Source organism: Micromonospora alfalfae (genome assembly GCF_022230925.1).
Taxonomy (GTDB): domain Bacteria; phylum Actinomycetota; class Actinomycetes; order Mycobacteriales; family Micromonosporaceae; genus Micromonospora; species Micromonospora alfalfae.
The window spans coordinates 1-19664 of the sequence record NZ_JAKKFH010000034.1 but is presented as its reverse complement, the minus strand read 5'-3'; the positions used below and the strand labels follow the sequence as shown (position 1 = coordinate 19664).

The 19664-nt window shown below is 71.9% G+C and carries 16 protein-coding genes; 8 read left to right on the top strand and 8 right to left on the bottom strand.

The window, feature by feature from the left end; all coding sequences use genetic code 11:
- Positions 1-12: 12 nt before the first annotated feature.
- Both MED01_RS25720 and MED01_RS25715 read right to left on the bottom strand, forming a co-directional pair.
- Positions 13-1734 carry a phospho-sugar mutase gene (locus MED01_RS25720; RefSeq protein WP_238671124.1) on the bottom strand — a complete coding sequence of 574 codons (1722 nt, stop codon included), beginning with the start codon at positions 1732-1734 and terminating at the stop codon, positions 13-15.
- Positions 1735-1782: 48 nt separating this feature from the next.
- On the bottom strand, positions 1783-3849 hold the full coding sequence (locus MED01_RS25715) for a serine/threonine-protein kinase (RefSeq protein ID WP_238671123.1): 2067 nt from the start codon (positions 3847-3849) through the stop codon (positions 1783-1785).
- Positions 3850-4055: 206 nt separating this feature from the next.
- Here MED01_RS25715 and MED01_RS25710 point away from each other — a divergent pair, with 206 nt between their 5' ends.
- Together MED01_RS25710 and MED01_RS25705 are read left to right on the top strand one after the other, a co-directional pair.
- Positions 4056-5639, top strand: a complete 1584-nt coding sequence (locus MED01_RS25710; RefSeq protein WP_238671122.1) for an acyl-CoA mutase large subunit family protein — start codon at positions 4056-4058, stop codon at positions 5637-5639.
- A 456-nt stretch (positions 5640-6095) separates the two neighbouring features.
- Positions 6096-7355 carry an amidohydrolase gene (locus MED01_RS25705; RefSeq protein WP_238671121.1) on the top strand — a complete coding sequence of 420 codons (1260 nt, stop codon included), beginning with the start codon at positions 6096-6098 and terminating at the stop codon, positions 7353-7355.
- Here the strand turns inward: MED01_RS25705 and MED01_RS25700 are convergent.
- Positions 7312-8271, bottom strand: coding sequence for a DUF4349 domain-containing protein (locus tag MED01_RS25700; protein ID WP_238671120.1), 960 nt, complete (start codon positions 8269-8271; stop codon positions 7312-7314). The genes MED01_RS25705 and MED01_RS25700 overlap by 44 nt on opposite strands.
- A 93-nt stretch (positions 8272-8364) precedes the next feature.
- Here MED01_RS25700 and MED01_RS25695 point away from each other — a divergent pair, with 93 nt between their 5' ends.
- The 4 genes from MED01_RS25695 (at position 8365) to MED01_RS25680 (ending at position 11835) form a co-directional block, all read left to right on the top strand.
- Positions 8365-8997, top strand: coding sequence for an MBL fold metallo-hydrolase (locus MED01_RS25695; protein ID WP_238671119.1), 633 nt, complete (start codon positions 8365-8367; stop codon positions 8995-8997).
- A 4-nt stretch (positions 8998-9001) separates the two neighbouring features.
- Positions 9002-9976: a coiled-coil domain-containing protein gene (locus tag MED01_RS25690; RefSeq protein ID WP_238671118.1), complete on the top strand. Its 975-nt coding sequence runs from the start codon at positions 9002-9004 to the stop codon at positions 9974-9976.
- A gap of 103 nt (positions 9977-10079) precedes the next feature.
- On the top strand, positions 10080-10814 hold the full coding sequence (locus MED01_RS25685; RefSeq protein WP_238671117.1) for an SCO6745 family protein: 735 nt from the start codon (positions 10080-10082) through the stop codon (positions 10812-10814).
- A gap of 61 nt (positions 10815-10875) precedes the next feature.
- Complete coding sequence (locus MED01_RS25680; RefSeq protein WP_238671116.1) at positions 10876-11835, top strand: GNAT family N-acetyltransferase; 960 nt, start codon at positions 10876-10878, stop codon at positions 11833-11835.
- Between the two features lie 75 nt (positions 11836-11910).
- On the opposite strand, the gene MED01_RS25675 is transcribed toward MED01_RS25680, so the two are convergent.
- Entirely contained in the window at positions 11911-12366 is a 456-nt protein-coding gene (locus MED01_RS25675) for a gamma-glutamylcyclotransferase family protein (protein WP_112588201.1), read from the bottom strand.
- 106 nt (positions 12367-12472) lie between these two features.
- Here MED01_RS25675 and MED01_RS25670 point away from each other — a divergent pair, with 106 nt between their 5' ends.
- On the top strand, positions 12473-13876 hold the full coding sequence (locus MED01_RS25670) for an NAD(P)H-quinone dehydrogenase (protein ID WP_112588199.1): 1404 nt from the start codon (positions 12473-12475) through the stop codon (positions 13874-13876).
- 40 nt (positions 13877-13916) lie between these two features.
- Here the strand turns inward: MED01_RS25670 and MED01_RS25665 are convergent, their stop codons facing one another.
- A complete protein-coding gene (locus tag MED01_RS25665) occupies positions 13917-14567 on the bottom strand; it encodes a DUF998 domain-containing protein (protein ID WP_238671115.1) in 651 nt (216 codons plus the stop codon).
- Between the two features lie 186 nt (positions 14568-14753).
- Positions 14754-15383: a DedA family protein gene (locus tag MED01_RS25660; protein ID WP_238671114.1), complete on the bottom strand. Its 630-nt coding sequence runs from the start codon at positions 15381-15383 to the stop codon at positions 14754-14756.
- A 508-nt stretch (positions 15384-15891) separates the two neighbouring features.
- On the opposite strand from MED01_RS25660, the gene thrS reads away from it, so the two are divergent.
- Complete coding sequence (thrS, locus tag MED01_RS25655) at positions 15892-17109, top strand: threonine--tRNA ligase (RefSeq protein WP_238671113.1); 1218 nt, start codon at positions 15892-15894, stop codon at positions 17107-17109.
- 33 nt (positions 17110-17142) lie between these two features.
- Here thrS and MED01_RS25650 read toward each other — a convergent pair whose 3' ends face one another.
- Both MED01_RS25650 and MED01_RS25645 read right to left on the bottom strand, forming a co-directional pair.
- Entirely contained in the window at positions 17143-19056 is a 1914-nt protein-coding gene (locus MED01_RS25650; RefSeq protein ID WP_238671361.1) for an ABC transporter ATP-binding protein, read from the bottom strand.
- Between the two features lie 185 nt (positions 19057-19241).
- On the bottom strand, positions 19242-19664 hold a 423-nt coding region (locus MED01_RS25645; RefSeq protein ID WP_238671112.1), incomplete at its 5' end, for an ATP-binding cassette domain-containing protein.

The following is a 19664-nucleotide window of genomic DNA, read 5'->3' as shown; positions in this document are numbered from 1 at the left end:
CCGGCCCGCCGGTCAGAGCCCCAGAGCTGCGGCGATCTCGCCGCGCAGGGCGGCGACCGCCTGCGCCGCCCGGCTGCGGGCCGTCCGCACGTCGCCGTCCACGACCGGTTCCACCACCTCGAGGTACGCCTTGAGCTTCGGCTCGGTCCCGGACGGGCGGATCACCACCCGGGCCACAGCGGTCCGCAGGATCACCACGTCCGACTCGGGCAGCAGGTCCCGGACGCTGTCCACCGGCTGCCCGAGCAGGGTGGCCGGGGTGGCCGCCCGGATCCGCGTCATCGCGTCGGCGATGACCCGCAGGTCGTCCACCCGGGCGGAGAGCTGGTCGGTGTGGTGCACGCCGAACTCGGCGGCCAGCTCGTCCAACCGGTCGGTCAGCGTACGACCCTGCGTCTTCAGGCCGGCGGCCAACTCGGCCACCGTCAGCGCGGCGGTGATCCCGTCCTTGTCCCGGACGTGCTCCGGGGCGACGCAGTAGCCGAGTGCCTCCTCGTAGCCGAAGACCAGCGGCGCGCTTCCGCCGCCGGCCCGCACGATCCACTTGAAGCCGGTCAGCGTCTCGTCGTAGGGCAGGCCCCGGGCCGCGCACATCGCCCGCAGCAGTGACGAAGACACGATCGTGGTGGCGTAGAGCCCGGTCACCCCCCGGCGCATCAGGTGGTCGGCGAGCAGGACGCCTACCTCGTCGCCCCGCAGCATCCGCCAGCCGGGCCGTTCTTCGCTCCCGACTGCGGGGCTCGCAAGCTCACTCCTCGCGCTCGCTGGCGCGCCCTCCCGGACGACCACAGCGCACCGGTCGGCGTCCGGGTCGTTGGCGATGGCGATGTCCGCGCCGGTGGAGTCGGCCAGGGCGATCAGCCGGTCCACGGCACCCGGCTCCTCCGGGTTGGGGAACGACACGGTGGGGAACGCCGGGTCCGGCTCGGCCTGGTCGGGCACCACCCCCGGGGTCGGAAAGCCCGCGCTGGCGAAGGCGGCGGTGAGCACCGCCGCGCCCACCCCGTGCAGCGGGGTGTACGCCACCGTCAGGTCCCGTGGGCCGTCCGGGTCGATCACCGCGGTGGCCCGTTCGACGTACGAGGCGACCAGGTCGTCGCCGAGCACCTGACCGGGCTCGCCCAACGGCACCTGGGCCAGCGGCCCGACCGATCGGATGGCGGCCTCGATACCGGCGTCGGCGGGGGGCACGATCTGCGCGCCGGATCCCAGCTCGCCGCCCAGCTCCGCGCCGAGGTAGACCTTGTAGCCGTTGTCCTGCGGCGGGTTGTGGCTGGCCGTGACCATCACGCCGGCGACACCGCCGAGGTGCCGCACGGCGTACGCCAGCACCGGGGTGGGCAGCGGGCGGGGCAGCAGCAGCGCCGGACGGCCAGCGCCGGTGGCCACCTGGGCGGTGCGCTCGGCGAACTGCCGGGAGCCGTGCCGGGCGTCGTAGCCGATCACCAGCGGGCCGGTGCCGCCCTGGGCCGCGAGCCAGGTGACCAGGCCGGCAGCGGCCTGGGTGACCACGGCGAGGTTCATGCCGTTCGGGCCGGCTCGCAGCGGGCCGCGTAGGCCCGCCGTGCCGAAGGTCAACGGGCCGGCGAACCGGTCGGCGAGCTCCGGGGCGCTCGCCGGAAGCCCGTCGAGCACCGCCGTCAGCTCGTCCCGGCTGGCCGGGTCGGGGTCGTCGGCCAGCCAACGCCGGGCTTGCTCACGAATGTCGTCGATGTCAGTGGTGTCCGCCGCCATGCCCCTTGATAGCACGGCGACGGATCACCCCTGTGCGTTCCCTCCGGCTCAGCCGTTCCCGGTGAGCTGGAACGTCCGTGCCATCTCGTCGAAGATCGGCTTGCTCTCCGCGAACTTGGCGTCGGTGGCGGTGAGGTAGAACGAGTACGCCTTGCCGTCCTGCGCGACGCCCCGCCAGACGCCGTGCCGCATCGCGTCACCCTCACCGCAGGTGTACTCGAATTCCGCTGCCGGCTTGCTGGCCAGTTCGGTCTCGGTGGAGGCGATCTGGTTGTACGGCTTGACGCAGGAGGTGCTCCGGGTCTTGAGGCCGTTCTCGGCCGTCTCGGCCCACCGGGTGGAGCTGCTGGTCCACTTCTCGGTGATGATGCGGACCTTGCGGCCGCTGTCCGCCGGGTCGATGTAGTCGGTGTACGAGCCGCCGGTGGCCTTCTTCCAGCCCTTCGGCACCATGACCTGGATCCCGCGGGCCGTGTGCTCCTGCATCTCGACGGTGGGGGCCGCCGGGGCGGACGTGGTGGGTTGCGCTGCCGGGGTGCTCGGCGGGGCGTCGTCGCCGCCGGAGAGCGCCACGGCGGTGATCAGCAGCACGACGACCAACCCGCCGGCCGCGGCGAGCTGCACCTTGCGCGGCCAGCCCTTGACGGTGGTGACGAGCTGACCACCGGTGGCCCGGACCTTGTCCAGCGCGCTGCCGCCCGAAGCGGCGGGCGTGGTGGCCCAGGGCTGGCCGGTGCCCGGCACCGACCACTGGTTGCCGCCGCCGTAGGTGCCGCCGACGCGCTGGGTGGCCTCCGGTGCCGCGCCGCCGTACCCGACCTGCTGGGTGGCATCGGCAGGGCTGCCGTAGCTGACCCGCTGGGTGGCGTCGGGGTGCCCGCCGGCGTCCACCCGCTGGGTGGCGTCCGCGTTGCCACCGTAGGTGCGTCCGGCCGCCGGTCGGCCGGGAGTCGGCATCGCGCCGGTCGGCGTGTGCAGCGGACCGGCCAGGGCGTCGGCGCTGGTCTCGTCGAGCCCACCGGTGGTGCCGGCCGCGCGAGCTGCCTGCGGGCGCTCGCCCCGGCGCAGCGAGGCCAGCCGGTCGGTCAGGGACTCACCCGGGGCCAGCATCGCCGGACCGCCGATCTGGCTGTCCGGCTTCGGCTCCGGCTGGGCCGGCGGGAGGACGGGGATGGGGCGCTGCTGCACCGGCACCACGGCGTACGGGTCGGTGACCGAGTGCACAGCCGTCGCCGTGCTGCCCAGCGGGCCGGCGAGCAGCTCGCGCAGCATCGCCCGGGAGGTGTGCACGTCGAGGCGGCGCGCCGGGTCCTTCTCGAGCAGACCCATCAGCACCCGGGTCAGCGGGCCGCTGCGCTGCGGTGGGGCGGGCGGGTCCTCCACCACTGCGTGCATGGTCTCGATCGGGTCGCCCTTGTCGAACGGGGGCCGCCCCTCGACGGCGGTGTAGAGCGTCACACCCAGCGAGAAGAGGTCACTGGGCGGGCCGAACTCCTGGCCCATGGCCCGCTCGGGGGAGATGAAGTGCGGCGAGCCGAGCACCATGCCGGGGGTGGTGAGCTGCACGTCGGTGGGCATCCGGGCGACCCCGAAGTCGGTCAGCACGCAGCGCCCGTCGGTGCAGATCAGCACGTTCGCGGGTTTGACGTCGCGGTGCAGCACGCCGATCGCGTGCGCTACCTCCAACGCACCCAGCAGCGCGATGCCGATCTTGGCGACGGCGCGGGGCGCGACCGGCCCGTCCTCGATCACCATGTCGGCGAGGCTGCGGGCGTCCAGCAGCTCCATCACGATCCACGGTCGGCCGGCCTCGGTGACCACGTCGTACACCTGCACCACAGCGGGGTGCTGGATGGCGGCGGCGGCCCGGGCCTCGCGCAGGGTGCGTTCGTACATCGCGTCGCGGTCGCTGGGGGCCAGCCCCGGGGGCAGGACGACCTCCTTCACCGCCACGTCGCGGCGCAGCAGGGTGTCTGTGGCGCGCCACACCGTGCCCATGCCGCCGTTGCCCACCGAGGACCGCAGCGAGTACCGGCCACCGATGGTGGTGCCGGGCGCCGCTCGTCCGTTGGCGGGACTAACTGGTCCGCCGCTCCACGTCGGGATCTGAGTCACAGAAAAGCCACCGGGGGAAATCGAGGGGGGCTGGGACACAACCCCCCTATCTTGCTGGTTCCGACGCCCGATGCGAAAGCCGACGCGGCGGACGTTTATCGAAGTCGACAGAACGTGCCCTGTCGTTCACCTGGTGTCGACAGGTCGGGACGCACTGTGCGGTATCCCTCACCCGACGACGTGGCCAGGCGTCCTACCATCCGGGGATGAACCAACGGCGGTCAAGTGAGTCCGGTTTCCCGATCAACGGCGTCTACACGGAGGCCGACCTTCCGGAGGAACTGGACTCCCGGCTCGGCAGCCCGGGCGAGTTTCCGTACACCCGGGGTGTCTACCCCACCATGTACACCTCCCGCCCGTGGACCATGCGCCAGTACGCCGGCTTCGGCACCGCCACCGAGTCCAACGCGCGGTACCACCAGTTGTTGCGGGCCGGCACGATGGGCCTCTCGGTCGCGTTCGACCTGCCGACCCAGATGGGCTACGACTCCGACGAGCCGATCGCGCACGGCGAGGTCGGCAAGGTCGGTGTCGCGATCGACTCCATCGAGGACATGCGGCTGCTCTTCGCCGACATCCCACTGGACAAGGTGTCCACCTCGATGACCATCAACGCGCCCGGTTCGGTGCTGCTGCTGCTCTACCAACTCGTCGCCGAGGAGAACGGGGTGCCGGGCACGGCGCTCAACGGCACCATCCAGAACGACATCCTCAAGGAGTACATCGCCCGGGGGACGTACATCTTCCCGCCGAAGCCGTCGCTGCGCCTGGTGGCCGACACGTTCGCGTACTGCCGCAGCGAGGTGCCGAAGTGGAACACCATCTCCATCTCCGGCTACCACATGGCGGAGGCCGGCGCGACGCCAGCGCAGGAGATCGCGTTCACGCTGGCCAACGGGGTGGAGTACGTACGGGCGGCGCTGGCCGCCGGGCTCGCCGTCGACGACTTCGCGCCCCGGCTGTCGTTCTTCTTCGTGGCCCGCACCACGCTGCTGGAGGAGGTGGCGAAGTTCCGCGCCGCCCGGCGGATCTGGGCTCGGCTGATGCGGGACGACTTCGGCGCCAAGGATCCGAAGTCGATGATGCTGCGGTTCCACACCCAGACCGCCGGCGTGCAGCTCACCGCCCAGCAGCCGGAGGTGAACCTGGTTCGGGTGGCGGTGCAGGGTCTGGGTGCCGTGCTCGGTGGCACCCAGTCGCTGCACACCAACAGCTTCGACGAGGCGATCGCGCTGCCCACCGAGAAGGCGGCCCGCCTCGCGCTGCGTACCCAGCAGGTGCTGGCCTACGAGACGGACCTGACCGCCACCGTCGACCCGTTCGCAGGGTCGTACGTTGTGGAGGCGATGACCGCCGAGATCGAGGCCGCCGCCGTCGAGTTGATGGAGCGGGTGGCCGACCACGGCTCGGCGGTGGACGCGATCGAGGCCGGGTTCCAGAAGCGGGAGATCGAGCAGTCCGCGTACCGGATCGCCCAGGAGATCGACTCGGGGGAACGGGTGGTGGTCGGGCTCAACCGGTTCACCGTGGACGAGGAGGAGCCGTACGAGCCGCTGCGGGTCGACCCGACGATCGAGGCGGCCCAGGCCGACCGGTTGGCCCGGTTGCGCTCCGAGCGGGACGCCGACGCTGTCACTCGGGCGCTCGCCGATCTTCGAGCCGCCGCCGAGGGCACGGAGAACGTGTTGTACCCGATGAAGGAGGCGCTGCGGGCCCGGGCGACGGTGGGTGAGGTCTGCGGGACGTTGCGTGAGGTGTGGGGGTTGTACCGGCCCACCGACCGATTCTGAGCGTCCGGCCGCCACTGCGGCCTCGGGGCGCGGTGTGTCCGACGCTCTCAGCGGGTATCCGGTCGGTTGAGCCGGGACGCACACAGTGTGCGCCCACGGTGGATGGGTGCGTGTGAGCGTCCTTATCCGGCTCGTTGCGGTGTGTGGTCGGCTAATTGTCGGAGTGTCAGTTCATCACCCCGACTAATGCGACAATTTGGCAACGGGTCTCCGACTGGCGCCGGGATTCGTGACCGCCGCGATCGGTTACGCGTTGTAGGAGGTGAGGGGCTGATGACGGCGTTTGACCGTGATCTACCTGCTGTCCCTCACCTGGACGAGCGCCCCCAGCAGGGCATACGTGACTCTGCGCGGTCCGATCATTACCGTAACGAGGTTGCGCAGCGTCACCGTCGGAGGTCTAGGCTGTCTGCTGTCCCCGATGATCCATCCATTCCTAGTGATCGAGAATTCGACGTGACGAGTGCGTTGACGCTGCCCACAAGCGGCCAGCTGGCGTCGTCCTGGCCGGAGACGGCACCGGGATCCCAGCCCCTGCCCCGCGAGCTGGATCACCTTCTCGCGCTCCGGGTACCGGGGCTGATCGCTACGCGCCGTCACATCCACTCGCACCCGGAGCTTTCCGGCAACGAGTTCGAGACGGCCGCGCTGATCGCCCGGGAGCTGTCGCTGGCCGGGCTGACCCCGCGTCTGCTGCCCAAGGGCAACGGCGTGATCTGCGACGTCAACGGCAGGCCGGACGGCCCGGTCGTTGCGCTGCGCGCCGACATCGACGCCCTGCCGTTGGACGATCCCAAGGACGTGCCGTACCGGTCGACGGTGGAGGGCGTCTGCCACGCCTGCGGGCACGACGTGCACACCTCGGTCCTGCTCGGCGTCGGCATGCTGCTGGCCCAGCTCGCCGACCTCGGTGAGCTGGACGGTCGGGTCCGGCTCATCTTCCAGCCGGCCGAGGAGATCCTGCCCTGCGGTTCGCTGGAGGTCATCGAGGCCGGCGGCCTGGACGACGTGGTGCAGATCTTCGCGCTGCACTGCGACCCGAACCTGCCGGTGGGTCAGGTCGGCCTGCGGGTCGGCCCGATCACCGCGGCCGCCGACAACGTGACCGTCCGACTCTCCGGCCCGGGCGGGCACACCGCCCGCCCGCACCTGACCGTCGACATGGTCGACGCCCTCGGTCGGCTGATCACCGAGGTGCCGGCCCTGGTCAGTCGCCGGGTGCCGGCCAACAGCGGCCTGCTGCTGGTCTTCGGCCACGCCTCGGCCGGCACCCGCTACAACGTCATCCCGTCCGAGGCGAGCGCCTCCGGCACCCTCCGGGTGATGGACCGCGACACCTGGGAGCAGGCGCCCAAGATCGTCGCTCAGGTGGTGCGGGACGTGATCGCGCCGACCGGCGCCACCGTCGACCTGGAATACCTGCGCGGCCGGCCGCCGGTGTGCAACGACGCCCACGCCATCCAGGTGCTGACCGCCGCCACCGCCGCAGCCCTCGGCCCGGACGGGATCGCCGAGACACCGCAGAGCATGGGCGGCGAGGACTTCTCCTGGTACCTGGAGTACGTCCCCGGCGCCCTCGCCCGGCTCGGCGTGGGTCGCTCCGGCCCCAACGTCGACCTGCACCGGGCGAGCTTCGACGTGGACGAGCGGTCCATCGCGGTCGGCGTCCGCGTCATGGTGCAGACCGCGTTGCGGGCACTGGCGGCGGCGCGCTGACCGGCGCGACCGGAGCCGGGGACTTGCGCCGTCGGCGCAGCACGACCAGCAGCGCCACCAGCGGTACGCCGATCGCCACCAGCCAGGGCAGCAACGCGCCCAGCACTGTGAGCAGGACGGTCATCGAGACGACGAACGCCTTCCAGCCGCCCCTGAGCCCGACCAGGAAGCCGGTCTCGGCCTCTTCCTCGGTGTCCTTCGCCGCCGGCCCCGCGAGCGACACGGTGATCGTGGAGAGGGCGGTCAGGTCGGCCAGGCGTCGCTTCTTGGCCTCCAGCGAGGCCAGGTCGGCCTCCCGGCGACCCAGCTCGTTCTCCAGCGACACCAGGTCGGTGATCGAGGTGGCCCGGGACAGCAACCGGCGGGCGCTCTCCACCCGGGCCCGCTGACTGGTGATCCGGGCCTCCAGGTCGACGCTTTCCTCGGTGACGTCCTGAGTGTCGATCTGCCTGCTCTGCTGCTGACCGAGCTTCGCGATCTCCTCCACCACGCCGGTGAACTTCGCCGCCGGCACCCGCAACTCCAACTCCGCCACCGCGTCGGCGTCGGCACTGCGCCGCTGGTCGCCGCCGACGAAGCCGCCGGCCTGGATGGCTACGGCGGTGGCCTCGCGGGCGGCAGAGTCCACATCGTCCACCTGCACCCGCATCCTTCCGGTGTAGATGATCGCCCGCTGGTCGACCCGTAGGTCCGGTGCGCCGGCGCCGGCCCCCTCCGGCGCGCCAGCTGCGGCGTCCCGGCCCGCCTCGCCGCCGTTGGCCGGCGGCGCCTCGGCCGCCGAGCCGGCGCTGTCCTGCGCCCCGTCACCGGCACCGCACCCTGTCAGCGCCAGGGCCGCCGCCAGTGTCGTAGCCGCCAGCAGCGCACTGCGGCGTCGTCCCACCTGTCCGTCCATCCCCGCTCCCATCGTCGTCAACCGGTGTGGCGATAGCTCGGACGCGACGCGCACACCGGCTGGTTCCGGCAGACTGCGCTGAGGACGTCACGATTCGATAATCGAGGAGTCACGATGCGGCTCACCAAGTACGCCCACTCCTGCCTTCGGGTGGAACACGACGGGGGAGTGCTCGTCGTCGACCCCGGGGTGTTCGGCGACGCCTCGGCGGCGCTGGACGGTGCGGACGCGGTGCTGATCACCCACGAACACCCCGACCACCTCGATCTGGCAGCGGTGCGCCTCCAACTCGACCGACAGCCGTTCCCGATCTACGGCCCCGCCTCACTCGGCGGGACCCTCGGTGACGCGGCCGACGTGCTGCGCCCGGTCAGCGTCGGTGAGTCGTTCACCGCAGCCGGGGTCGCGGTGCGCGCGTACGGGGGGCGGCACGCCGTGATCCACCCCGACATCCCGGTGATCGACAACCTCGGTTACCTGATCAACGACGTGGTCTACCACCCGGGAGACTCGCTCGTGGTGCCCGACGAGACACCGGTCGACACGCTCTTCGCGCCGATCCACGCCCCCTGGTCGAAGTTCTCCGAGGTGGTCGACTTCATCCGCGCGGTAGCACCGCGGCGCGCGTACGCAGTGCACGACGCGTCGCTCAACGACAACGGGCTGGGCGTGCTCGACCGGCAGTACACAGCGCTGTCCGGCACCGAATACCAGCGACTGGAGCCCGGTAGCCGGGTGGACGTCTGACCCGATGCCCGGCCTCTCCGCGGAGCTGGTGCAGCAGCTCTACCGCACCCCACCGGACCGGTTCGTGGCCGCCCGGGACGCCGCCGTGGCCGAGGCCCGCCGGGCCGGCGACCCGACCACCGCAAGGCAACTGGCCCGGCTGCGTCGCCCGACGGTGGCCGCCTGGTTGGTGAACCTCCTCGCCATCCGACGCCCGGAACTGGTAGCCGATCTGGTGCAGCTCGCCGACGCCCTGCGAGTCGCCCAGCGGGAGTTGCGGGGGCCCCGCCTGCGGGAGCTGTCCGCGCAGCGCCGGGCGGCGGTCGGCGCGCTCGTCGCCGAGGTTCGCAAGCTCGCCGCAGCCGAGCCGGACGCGCCACCGGCGAGCCGGCTGCCCCTGGCCGAGGTGGAGGCGACGCTGAACGCGGCGTTCTCCGACGTCGAGGTCGCCGAGCAGGTGCGGGCCGGCCGGCTGCTGCGGGCGGCCAGCTACGCCGGCTTCGGTGAGGTGCCCCGGCCCCAACTGCGGCTGGTCACCGACGATGACGAGGAGCGCGAGGAGGAGCGCCCGGCCCGCCGACCCGGCCCCCAACGGGGCCGTCCCGAGGCGGCACCCCGTACGGACCGGGCTGCCGAGCGTGCCGAGCAGGCAGCACAGCGGGCGGCCCGAGCCGAGCGGGCCCGGCAGCGCCGTGCCCTGGACCGGGAGTTGGCGAAGGCCCAGGCCGAGCAGGAGCGGGCCGAGACCGCGCTGACCGAGGCGACCGGGCAGGAACGCAACGGTGTGGCCGTACTCGATCGTCTTGAGGCCGAGCTGGCCGAGCTGGAACGGCGGCGCGCGGTCGCCGAGCAGGACCTCAGCCGGGCCAAGCTCGCCCGGCGTGCCGCCGAGCGGGCGGTCACTGTGGCCCGGCGACGCGCCGGTGAGGTCGAGGCGGCGGTCGAGGCACTGGCGGCCGAAGAGGGGAATGCGGACGAGGGCGGCGGCGCGGCAGACTGACATCGATGGACGACGACGAGTGTGCGGGCGGTACACGGCGAGTGGCCCCGGGTCGGGGCGTGGTCGTGGTCGCCGGGTCGGGTTGCCCGAGCGGGGCGGCGCGGTGACTCCGGAGCAGGTCGCGGCCGCCAGTAAGCCCGTCGTGCTCGACCTCGGCGACGCCTTCAGTCGGGACCCGACCACGTTGCGCCGGGCCCGACTGCTCGGCATCTCCGGCTGGGCCTTCTACATCAGCGGCCGGGCCGGCGCGCTCGGTGGTGTGCGGGCCGAGACGGCCGCCGCCGCCCTCGGGTTCATCGCCCCGGACGCGGTCGCCGACGGTTGGGACGCCGCCGCCCGGGTCGTCGCGCCGTTCGAGGTGGCCGCCGCGAGCCTCGCCGAGTGCTGCCGGTGGGGGGAGCAGCAGCTCGGCCCCCTGCCCGGCACCGAGCGCCTGTCGGCGCTCGTCGAGCGGGCCGTTGTGGCGGCGGAGGCCAGTGGGATGCCGCTCTTCGCCGCGTGGCGGGCCATGCCGCTCCCGGATCTCTCGCCCGGGGCTCGCAGCGCCGCCGGGCTGCGGCTGCTCCGGGAACACTTCACCGGCGCCTACCTGCTGGCGGTACGCGCCGCCGGGATGACCCCGCTGGAGGCGGTGCTGGCCGGTCCGGAGGGCGAGGCCGGGGCGGTGGCCTGTGGCTGGCCGCCGCCGTACCCGCCGATCGGGCCGTTGGTGCGCCGCCGGCTCTGGGCGGAGGCGGTGACCAACCGGCTGGCCGCGCCGGCGTTCACTGTCCTCGGGCCCGCCGACGGCGCGGAGTTGGTGGAGTTGCTGCACCGCACCCGGGCCGACCTCGGCTGAGCCTGCCGGCGGCCGGAAAATGGGCGGCGTCGGAGCCGAGCGGCTGCCAGGATGTCCTGCCGTGACCCTTCCCGCTGGTTGGACGACGCGCCGACCCACCCTCGACGACGTGCCGGCGATCCTCGCGGTGGTGCACGCCGCCGACACCTTTGCCATCGGCCATCCCGATTTCGACGCCGAGGACGTCGCTGCGTCGCTGACCGGCCCCCACTTCGACCCGACCCGGGACTCCTGGCTGGCCATCGACCCGGACGACACAGTTGTCGGCTGGGCGACGCTGGACAACCCGACCGGGGTGGGCAGGGAGTTCGTGGAGGTCTACGTCGACCCGGTACGGGCCGCCGCCGTCCGCGTGCCGTTGCTGCTCCGCCAACTGGACCGGGTCGCCGAGCGCGCTGCCGAGCGGGGTCTGCCGTCACTCACCGTCCGCTGCGCGGTCTTCGCCCCGGAACGCGACTGGGAACACGCCCTGCGCGGGCTGGGGTTCGCCCTGGTCAAGCGGTACGTCCGGATGAGCCGGCCGTTGATCGACCTGCCCGACGAGCAGGCCGGGCCACCGGCCGTGACGGTGCGACAGGTCCGCCCGGACGACGAGACCGACCTGGTGCAGTTCCACCGGATCTACGAGGCCGCCTTCGGCGACACCCCGGACCACGAGCCGCTGTCGTACGAGCGGTGGCGGGCCCGGATCGGCGACCTGACCGCCTGGGACGAATGGTTCGTCGCCGAGGTGGACGGGGTGCCGGTCGGCGCGTTGCAGTCCTCGGACCAGGCACTCGACCAGCAGTCGGGCTGGGTGAAGAGTCTGTCGGTGCTGTCCGCGTACCGGCGTAGGGGAGTGGGTGCGGCGTTGCTGCGCCGCGCCTTCGCCCGCTACGCCGAGAAGGGGCGGCGGTCGGTCGGCCTGGGTGTCGATCTCACCAACCCGACCGCCCCGCTGTCGCTCTACCGGTCGGTGGGCCTGCGGGAAACCCACTGGACCGACATGTACGAGCTTTCCGTTCCGGCGGCCGGTGTGTGATTGACGACCCCGGTCCGGCCCGGACGGCGCTGCGCTCGACAGCGGGAGCAGACTGGAGGCGTGCGATACGCGCTGCTACGCCGAGGCGGTGCCGGTGGGGCGGGCCCGCAACTCGGTGACGTAGTCGTCCGGGGCGCCCGCCTTCTCGGCGGCGTTCGCGATCTCCGACAGGTACCACGAGGTCGGCAGGCCACCCTCGTACCCGTTGAAGACGTAGATCCACGCGGTCACGTCGCCGTCGAGGGTGGAGACCCGCACGTGCAGCTTGCGGTACGTGCCGGCGGTCACCCCCTCGATCTCGTCGAGTTGGCCCGCGTCGTAGGGGTGGATGTCGTAGAGCGCCACGAAGACCCGGTCACCGGGAGACTCGACGAGGGTGCTCACCGCGCCCTCCCAGCCGATCACGTCGGCCCCGGCGAAGGTCAGCCGCCAGCCCTCCAGCCAGCCGGTGCCCACCATCGGCGAATGCGGACAGTAGGCACGCATCCGGGCAGGGTCGAGATTTGAGCCGTAGGCGGCGTGATGACGCACGGCGATGACGATAGCCCGGCCGACGGGTGGGGGAGAATACGACAGTGCGTGTCGAATGCGCTCGGGAGAAGAAAGTCACTGTGAGCATGGACGAAGGGCTAACGCTGTGAGCCGGATCGTGATCATCGGCGGGGGGCCGGCCGGGTACGAGGCGGCACTGGTCGCCGCCCAGCTGGACGCCGATGTCACAGTGGTGGAGGCCGACGGTGCCGGCGGTGCCTGCGTGCTGTCGGACTGCGTACCGTCGAAGACCTTCATCGCCAGTTCGGGGGTGGTCACCGGCTACCGCGACACCGAGGAGTTCGGGGTGCACTCGGACGGCCTGGAGGCGGTCACCGTCGACGCGCGGGCGGTGCACGGGCGGGTCAAGCGGCTGGCCCTGGCGCAGTCCGCGGACATCCACGCCAAGCTGCTGAAGGCGGGGGTCACCTTCGTGGCCGGCACCGCCCGGCTCGGCGAGGACTCCCTCGGGCACACCCACCGGGTGGTCGTCACCCCCGCCGACGGCGGCGAGGAGTACTCGATCGACGCGTCAACAGTGCTGGTGGCCACCGGCTCGACGCCCCGCCAACTGCCCACCGCCGTACCGGACGGTGAGCGGATCCTGACGTGGCGACAGGTGTACGACCTGCCGGAGCTGCCCGAGCACCTGATCGTGGTCGGGTCCGGCGTGACCGGCGCGGAGTTCGCCAGCGCGTACCTGGCGATGGGGGTCGAGGTGACCCTGGTCTCCAGCCGGGACCGGGTGATGCCGCACGAGGACGCCGACGCCGCCTCCGCCATCGAGCGGGTGTTCCGCAACCGCGGCATGGAGATCCTCAACAACTCCCGGGCCGACGCGGTCCGGCGTACCGCCGACGGTGTAGAGGTCGAGCTGTCCGACGGCCGCAAGGTGACCGGCTCACACGCGCTGATCACCGTCGGGTCGATCCCGAACACCGCGAACCTGGGTCTGACCGAGTACGGGGTGGAGCTGGGCCGGGGCGGTTACCTGACTGTCGACAGGGCTTCCCGGACCAACGTGCCAGGCATCTACGCCGCCGGCGACTGCACGGGAGTGCTGTTGCTGGCCAGCGTCGCCGCGATGCAGGGCCGGATCGCCATGTGGCACGCGCTCGGTGAGGCGGTCCGCCCGCTGCGGCTGCGTACCGTCGCGGCGAACGTCTTCACCGACCCGGAGCTGGCCACTGTGGGTGTCTCGCAGGACGAGGTGGACGCGGGCAAGGTGCCGGCCCGGCAGGTGATGCTGCCGCTGTCCGGCAACGCCCGGGCCAAGATGGATGACCTCTCCGACGGTTTCGTGAAGCTGTTCTGCCGTCCCGCCAGCGGTCAGGTGATCGGCGGTGTGGTTGTCGCTCCGAAGGCCAGTGAGCTGATCCTGCCCATCACCATGGCGGTGGAGAACAACCTCACCGTCAACGAGCTGGCCCAGACCATCACGATCTACCCGAGCCTTTCCGGCTCCATCACCGAGGCGGCCCGCCAGCTCATGCTGCACGAGTTGGAGTGACCCGACCCTCCTCGTCGATCATGGACTTGTGGTGGCCGTTTCACGCAGCCACACCCCTTTTGTGAGGCACCACAACTCCATGATCGACCCGTGCGGGTCGGGTCAGGGTCGTCGCTACAGTGGCCAGGACCGCGACCTCGGTGAGGATCAGGAGGCGCTCGGCCAGGCCGATGAGCATCCGGTCGCCGGGGTAGGCGGACCAGATCATCGCCGCCGCCAGGGCCAGGCTCAGCAGGACCAGGGCGCGTAGCATCCGGGCGGCGGGCGTCAGGTCAGGTCGGCGGGCGAGCAGCCAACCGGCAGCGGGCAACGCCAGGAAGGCGATCACCGACGCGTACCGGTGCAGGTAGGCGGCGGTGGTCATGGCGGTGCCCGGCTCGTTCGTCGGCACCACTGCGGCCAGCAGCAGCCCACCCACCCATGCGCCGAGCAGCAGTTCGGCAGTTCGACCGGAGCGGGGTCGGGGTGGGCTGGCGCGGCGCAGTCCGTACAGCAACGCCACTGTGGCGAGCGCGAGCACCACCATGGCGATGTCGATGACGCCGCCGCGGTCGGAGACCGCGAAGTCGCTGATCGTCAACGCCCACGGGTTGAGGTCGTCGTTGACTTCGAGGTGGCCGATCACGGTGAGCAGCGCCGCCAGGGCGATTCCGCCCAGGGCCAGCAGGCCGGTACTCCGGGGAACAGGCATGCCTCAGCCTGTCGCCGCTGACACCCCACCCGAATCCGGGACAGCCACCGAAAAAGTTCCCCGGGACCACCCCTAGAGGACTGCCGCCAACCCGCCGCGATCTTGCACTTTCGGTCGTCCGAATGCGTGGCATGCCCCGATTGTCGGGACAGTAAGTGCAAGATCGCGGAGGCTGGGGCGCGGCACTCAGTCGATGGAGACGTCGACCGCGGCCACCGCGGCGGCGGCGCGGGCGTGGCGGGCGCTGACCACTGTCATCGCCCATCCCGCCGCGGCGAAGCCGGCCGCCGCGGCGGTGGCGATGATGGCCAGCCGCCAGGCCGACTCGGTCAGTGCGGTGCCGCCCAGGTGCCCGACCAGCGCGCCGTAGGTGGCCCAGCCCAGCGCGGCGACGGCCTCGTAGAGCACGAACAGGCGGTACGGGTAGCGGCTGCGCCCGGCCGAGAAACAGGCCGCCATCCGGCCGCCGGGCACGAACCGGCAGAGCAGGATGACCAGCGGCCCGGGTTGTCGCAGACCCTGGGTGACCCGGCTGGCGACCCGGCGGGCGCGGCTCAGCTCGGCGTGCCGGGGCTGCCGCCGATCCGGTGCGCTGCGCCCGAGCAGGTAACAGGCCAGGTCGCCGACGAATACGCCGAGCGCGCCGACGGCGATGGTGACCGGCAGGCTGAGCCCGCCGTAGACGGTGAGCGCACCACTGGTGATCATGACGATCTGGGTGGGGATCACCGGCACGAAGGCGTCCGCCACCAGCAGCGCGAGCAGCACCAGGTACGCCCACGTCGGCGACGCGACGTCAGTCAGAAGTTCGGGCACGCCTGCCACCTCGCCGGATGCGGCCGATTGGGTGTCTTGAGCCTGACGTCGTGTCCGGCGTCACGGTGGACGGCCCCGGCCCGTCGTGACCGTCGACACGACTGGGCCACCCAGCTACAACGAGGCCGATCGCTGCCGGGTGACGGGCCCGGAGGCTGTTCCACCCGTTCGGGGCGGGCGGCAGAACGGCGTTCGTCGGCGTACCGTTGTCGGCGCGGCCATGCCCGTCGGGTCCCCCGTTCCTGACGATTCGGCCGCCAGGGCCGCCGGCGGGTCCCGCGCCGGCGGCCCACCCCTCCGCCGCAAATCCGGGTGCATCCCCGAACGTCGCGCGGGTACTGTCGCCGTATGCGCAGCGCGGTAGTGATGACCACGACGCCGGGTGTCCCCGGCGCGCCGCTCTGACGTAACCACAGTCGACCAGGCCCCGGGGCGATCCGCCCCCGAGGGCAGCGCGCCGTTCGGAGCTCAGGTCGCCTCCGGGTCGTACCCGATCCAGGAGCCCGACATGATCGACCACCGTAGGCTCGGCCGCGAGCTGGACCTCTTCGTCTCCGACCCGCTGGCCGGTGCCGGCCTGCCGATCTGGCTGCCGGCCGGCGCCGCCGCCCGGCACGCCGTCGAGGAGTACGTCAGGGAGTTGGAGCGCCGCTCCGGCCACCAGCACGTCTACTCGCCGCCACTGGGCAAGCGGGAACTCTTCGAACTCTCCGGCCATCTCGGTTACTTCGCCGACGACATGTTCCCGCCGATGCGGCTGAGCGCCGACGACGAGTTCGTGCTCCGGCCGGCGCTCTGCCCACACCACGCGTTGGTCTTCCGCGCGCGGGGCCGTTCCTACCGGGAGCTGCCGTTGCGGATCGCGGAGCTGGGCGGAATGTACCGCTCGGAGCGCTCCGGTGTGCTCGGCGGGCTGTCCCGGGTCCGGGCCATCTCGCTCAACGACGCGCACACCTTCTGCGCCCCCGAGCAGGTCGGCGCGGAGGTCGTCGAGATCCTCGGGCTGATCCGTGCCGCGCACGCCGCGCTCGGTGTCCGGCCGGCCGGGTTCCGGCTGTCGCTGCGCGGGCCGGGCGAGAAGTACGTCGGCGACGACGCGCAGTGGGCCCGCGCCGAGGAGTTGCTCCGGGAGGCGCTGGCCGGGGTGGAGTACGTCGAGGCGCCGGGGGAGGCCGCCTTCTACGGTCCGAAGATCGACGTTCAGATCGTCGACGCCGCAGGCCGGGAGTCGACCATCTCCACCATCCAGCTGGACTTCGACAAGCCGGAACGGTTCGACCTGTCGTACACCGACTCGGACGGCAGCCGGCGTCGGCCGGTGATGGTGCACCGCAGCCTGGTCGGCAGCATGGAGCGGCTGTTCGCGTACCTCATCGAGGTGCACGAGGGGGCGTTCCCGGCCTGGTACGCGCCCATCCAGTTGGTGTTGCTGCCGGTCAACGACGGTCAGGTCGACGCGGCGGCCGACCTGGCCCGACGGGCGGGCGACGCCGGCCTGCGGGTCGCTGTCGACGCCGCCGGCTCGCTGGGCGCCCGGGTACGGGACGCGGTCAGCCGCCGCGTCCCGTACCTCGGGGTGTTGGGTGCCCGGGAGGTGGCCGACGGGCACCTCGCGCTGCGCCTGCGCGGCGGCCGCGCCCTGGCGCCGATGCCCGCCGACGAGGCTCTCGCCCTGATCGGCGGGCAGGTCGCCGCCCGCGCGACCGACCTGCTGCCGCAGGGCTGAGTCGCCGGCCGTCCCGGGGCGCTGCCACATGTTCTAGACCGCCGCCGGTTCGGCGGCCGGCTCGTCGTCGACGACCGCGCCGGTGAACTGCGAGCGGTAGAGCCTGTGGTACGCGCCCTGGGCGGCGAGCAACTGCTCGTGGGTGCCCTGCTCGACGATCCGACCGTCCTCCATCATCAGGATCAGGTCGGCGTCGCGGATGGTGGAGAGCCGGTGCGCGATCACGAAGCTGGTCCGGTCTGAGCGCAGCGCGGCCATCGCCCGTTGCAGCAGCACCTCGGTGCGGGTGTCCACCGAGCTGGTGGCCTCGTCGAGGATCAGCAGTGACGGCTCGGCGAGGAACGCCCGTGCGATGGTGATGAGCTGCTTCTCGCCGGCGCTGACGTTGCTGCCCTCCTCGTCGATGACTGTGTCGTAGCCGTCGGGCAGGCTGCGCACGAACCGGTCCACGAAGGTGGCCCGGGCGGCGGCGAGGATCTCCTCCTCGGTCGCGTCCGGTCGCCCGTAGGCGATGTTGTCGCGGATGGTGCCGCCGAACAGCCAGGTGTCCTGGAGCACCATGCCGATCCGGCCGCGCAGGTCGTCGCGGCGCATCGTGGTGATGTCCACCCCGTCGAGCGTGATCCGGCCCGCGTCCAGCTCGTAGAACCGCATCACCAGGTTGACCAGGGTGGTCTTGCCGGCACCGGTCGGGCCGACGATGGCCACCGTGTGTCCGGGCTCGGCGACCAGCGAAAGGTCGTCGATCAGCGGCTTGTCCGGCTCGTAGCGGAACGAGACGTGCTCGAACTCGACCCGACCGTGCGGGTCGGTGACCCGGGCCGGCGCGACCGGGTCGGGGGTCTGCTCGTCCGCGTCGAGCACCGCGAAGACCCGCTCGGCCGACGCCACCCCGGACTGGAGCAGGTTGGCCATCGAGGCGAGTTGGGTGAGCGGCTGGGTGAACTGGCGGGAGTACTGGATGAACGCCTGCACGTCACCGAGGCTCATCGTGCCGGAGGCGACCCGCAGCCCGCCGACCACGGCGATCGCCACGTAGCTCAGGTTTCCGATGAACATCATCGACGGCATGATGATCCCGGAGATGAACTGCGCTCCGAAGCTGGCCCGGAACAACTCCTCGTTCTTCGCGTGGAACGCGGCCTCGACCTCACGCTGCCGGCCGAAGACCTTCACCAGCTCATGACCGGTGTACGCCTCCTCGATCTGGCCGTTCAACTCGCCGGTGTGCGTCCACTGGGCGATGAACTGCTTCTGCGAGCGCTTGGCGATGCGCTGGGTGACCAGCACCGACAGCGGCACCGCGACCAGGGCCACCAGGGCCAGCACCGGCGAGATCCAGAACATCACGGCCAGCACGCCGACGACTGTCAGCAGCGAGGTGAGCAGCTGGCTGAGGGTCTGCTGGAGGCTGGTGGAGATGTTGTCGATGTCGTTGGTGACCCGGCTGAGCAGCTCACCGCGCGGCTGCCTGTCGAAGTAGGGCAGCGGCAGCCGGTTGAGCTTCTCCTCCACCTCGGCGCGCAGCCGCAGCACTGTGCGCTGGACCACCCCGTTGAGCAGCCAACCCTGCCACCAGGACAGCAGGCTCGCCGCCAGGTAGAGCCCGAGCGCCAGCAGCAGCACCCGACTCAGGGCGCTGAAGTCGATGCCCACCCCGGGCACCACGTCCATCCGGGCCAGCATGTCGGCGAAGCTGCTGTTGCCGCTGGCCCGGGCCGCCGCGACGGCCTGCTCGGCGGTGGTGCCTGCCGGCAGTTGCCGACCGATCACCCCAGTGAAGATCAGGTCGGTGGCGTGGCCGAGGATCTTCGGCCCGGCAACGCTGAACCCGACACTCACCAGGGCCAACGTGATGATCGCGGCCAGGTGCAGTCGGTGCGAGCGCAGCCGCCCGAGCAACCGCCGGGCCGACGGCCCGAAGTTCATCGACTTCTCGGCGGGCATTCCGGCGCTCATCCATCCCGGGCCGCCGCGCTGACCGCCGGGCAGCCGCTTCGGCGTCGGCGCGCCAGTGCCGGTCTCCGGCGCGGTTTCCCCGCCTGGTTGCTGCGTGGTCTCGTCCGGCGTCCGTCCGTCGCCGGCCGGCTTCTGACTGGGTACGGCCGCGGTGCGCGGCTCGTCACGCTCGCTCATGCCGCCACCTCCGTGGTCTGCTGCGAGGCCACGATCTCGGCGTACGTCGGGCAGGTGTCCAACAACTCCGCATGTCGTCCCACTCCGACGACCCCTCCGTTTTCCAGGACGATGATCTGATCGGCGTCGATGATCGTGGAGACCCGCTGGGCCACGATGACCACAGCCGCCTGTGCGGTGACCGGCCGCAGGGCCGCTCGCAGCCGCGCGTCGGTGCCCAGGTCGAGCGCGGAGAACGAGTCGTCGAAGAGGTAGATCTCCGGTTGCCGGACCAGGGCCCGGGCGATGGCCAGGCGCTGCCGCTGCCCACCGGAGACCGTGGTGCCGCCCTGCGCGATCGGGGCCTCCAGCCCGCCGGGCCTCTGGGCCACGAAGTCGCGGGCCTGGGCGACCACCAGGTCCGCGTCCCGCTCTCCGTC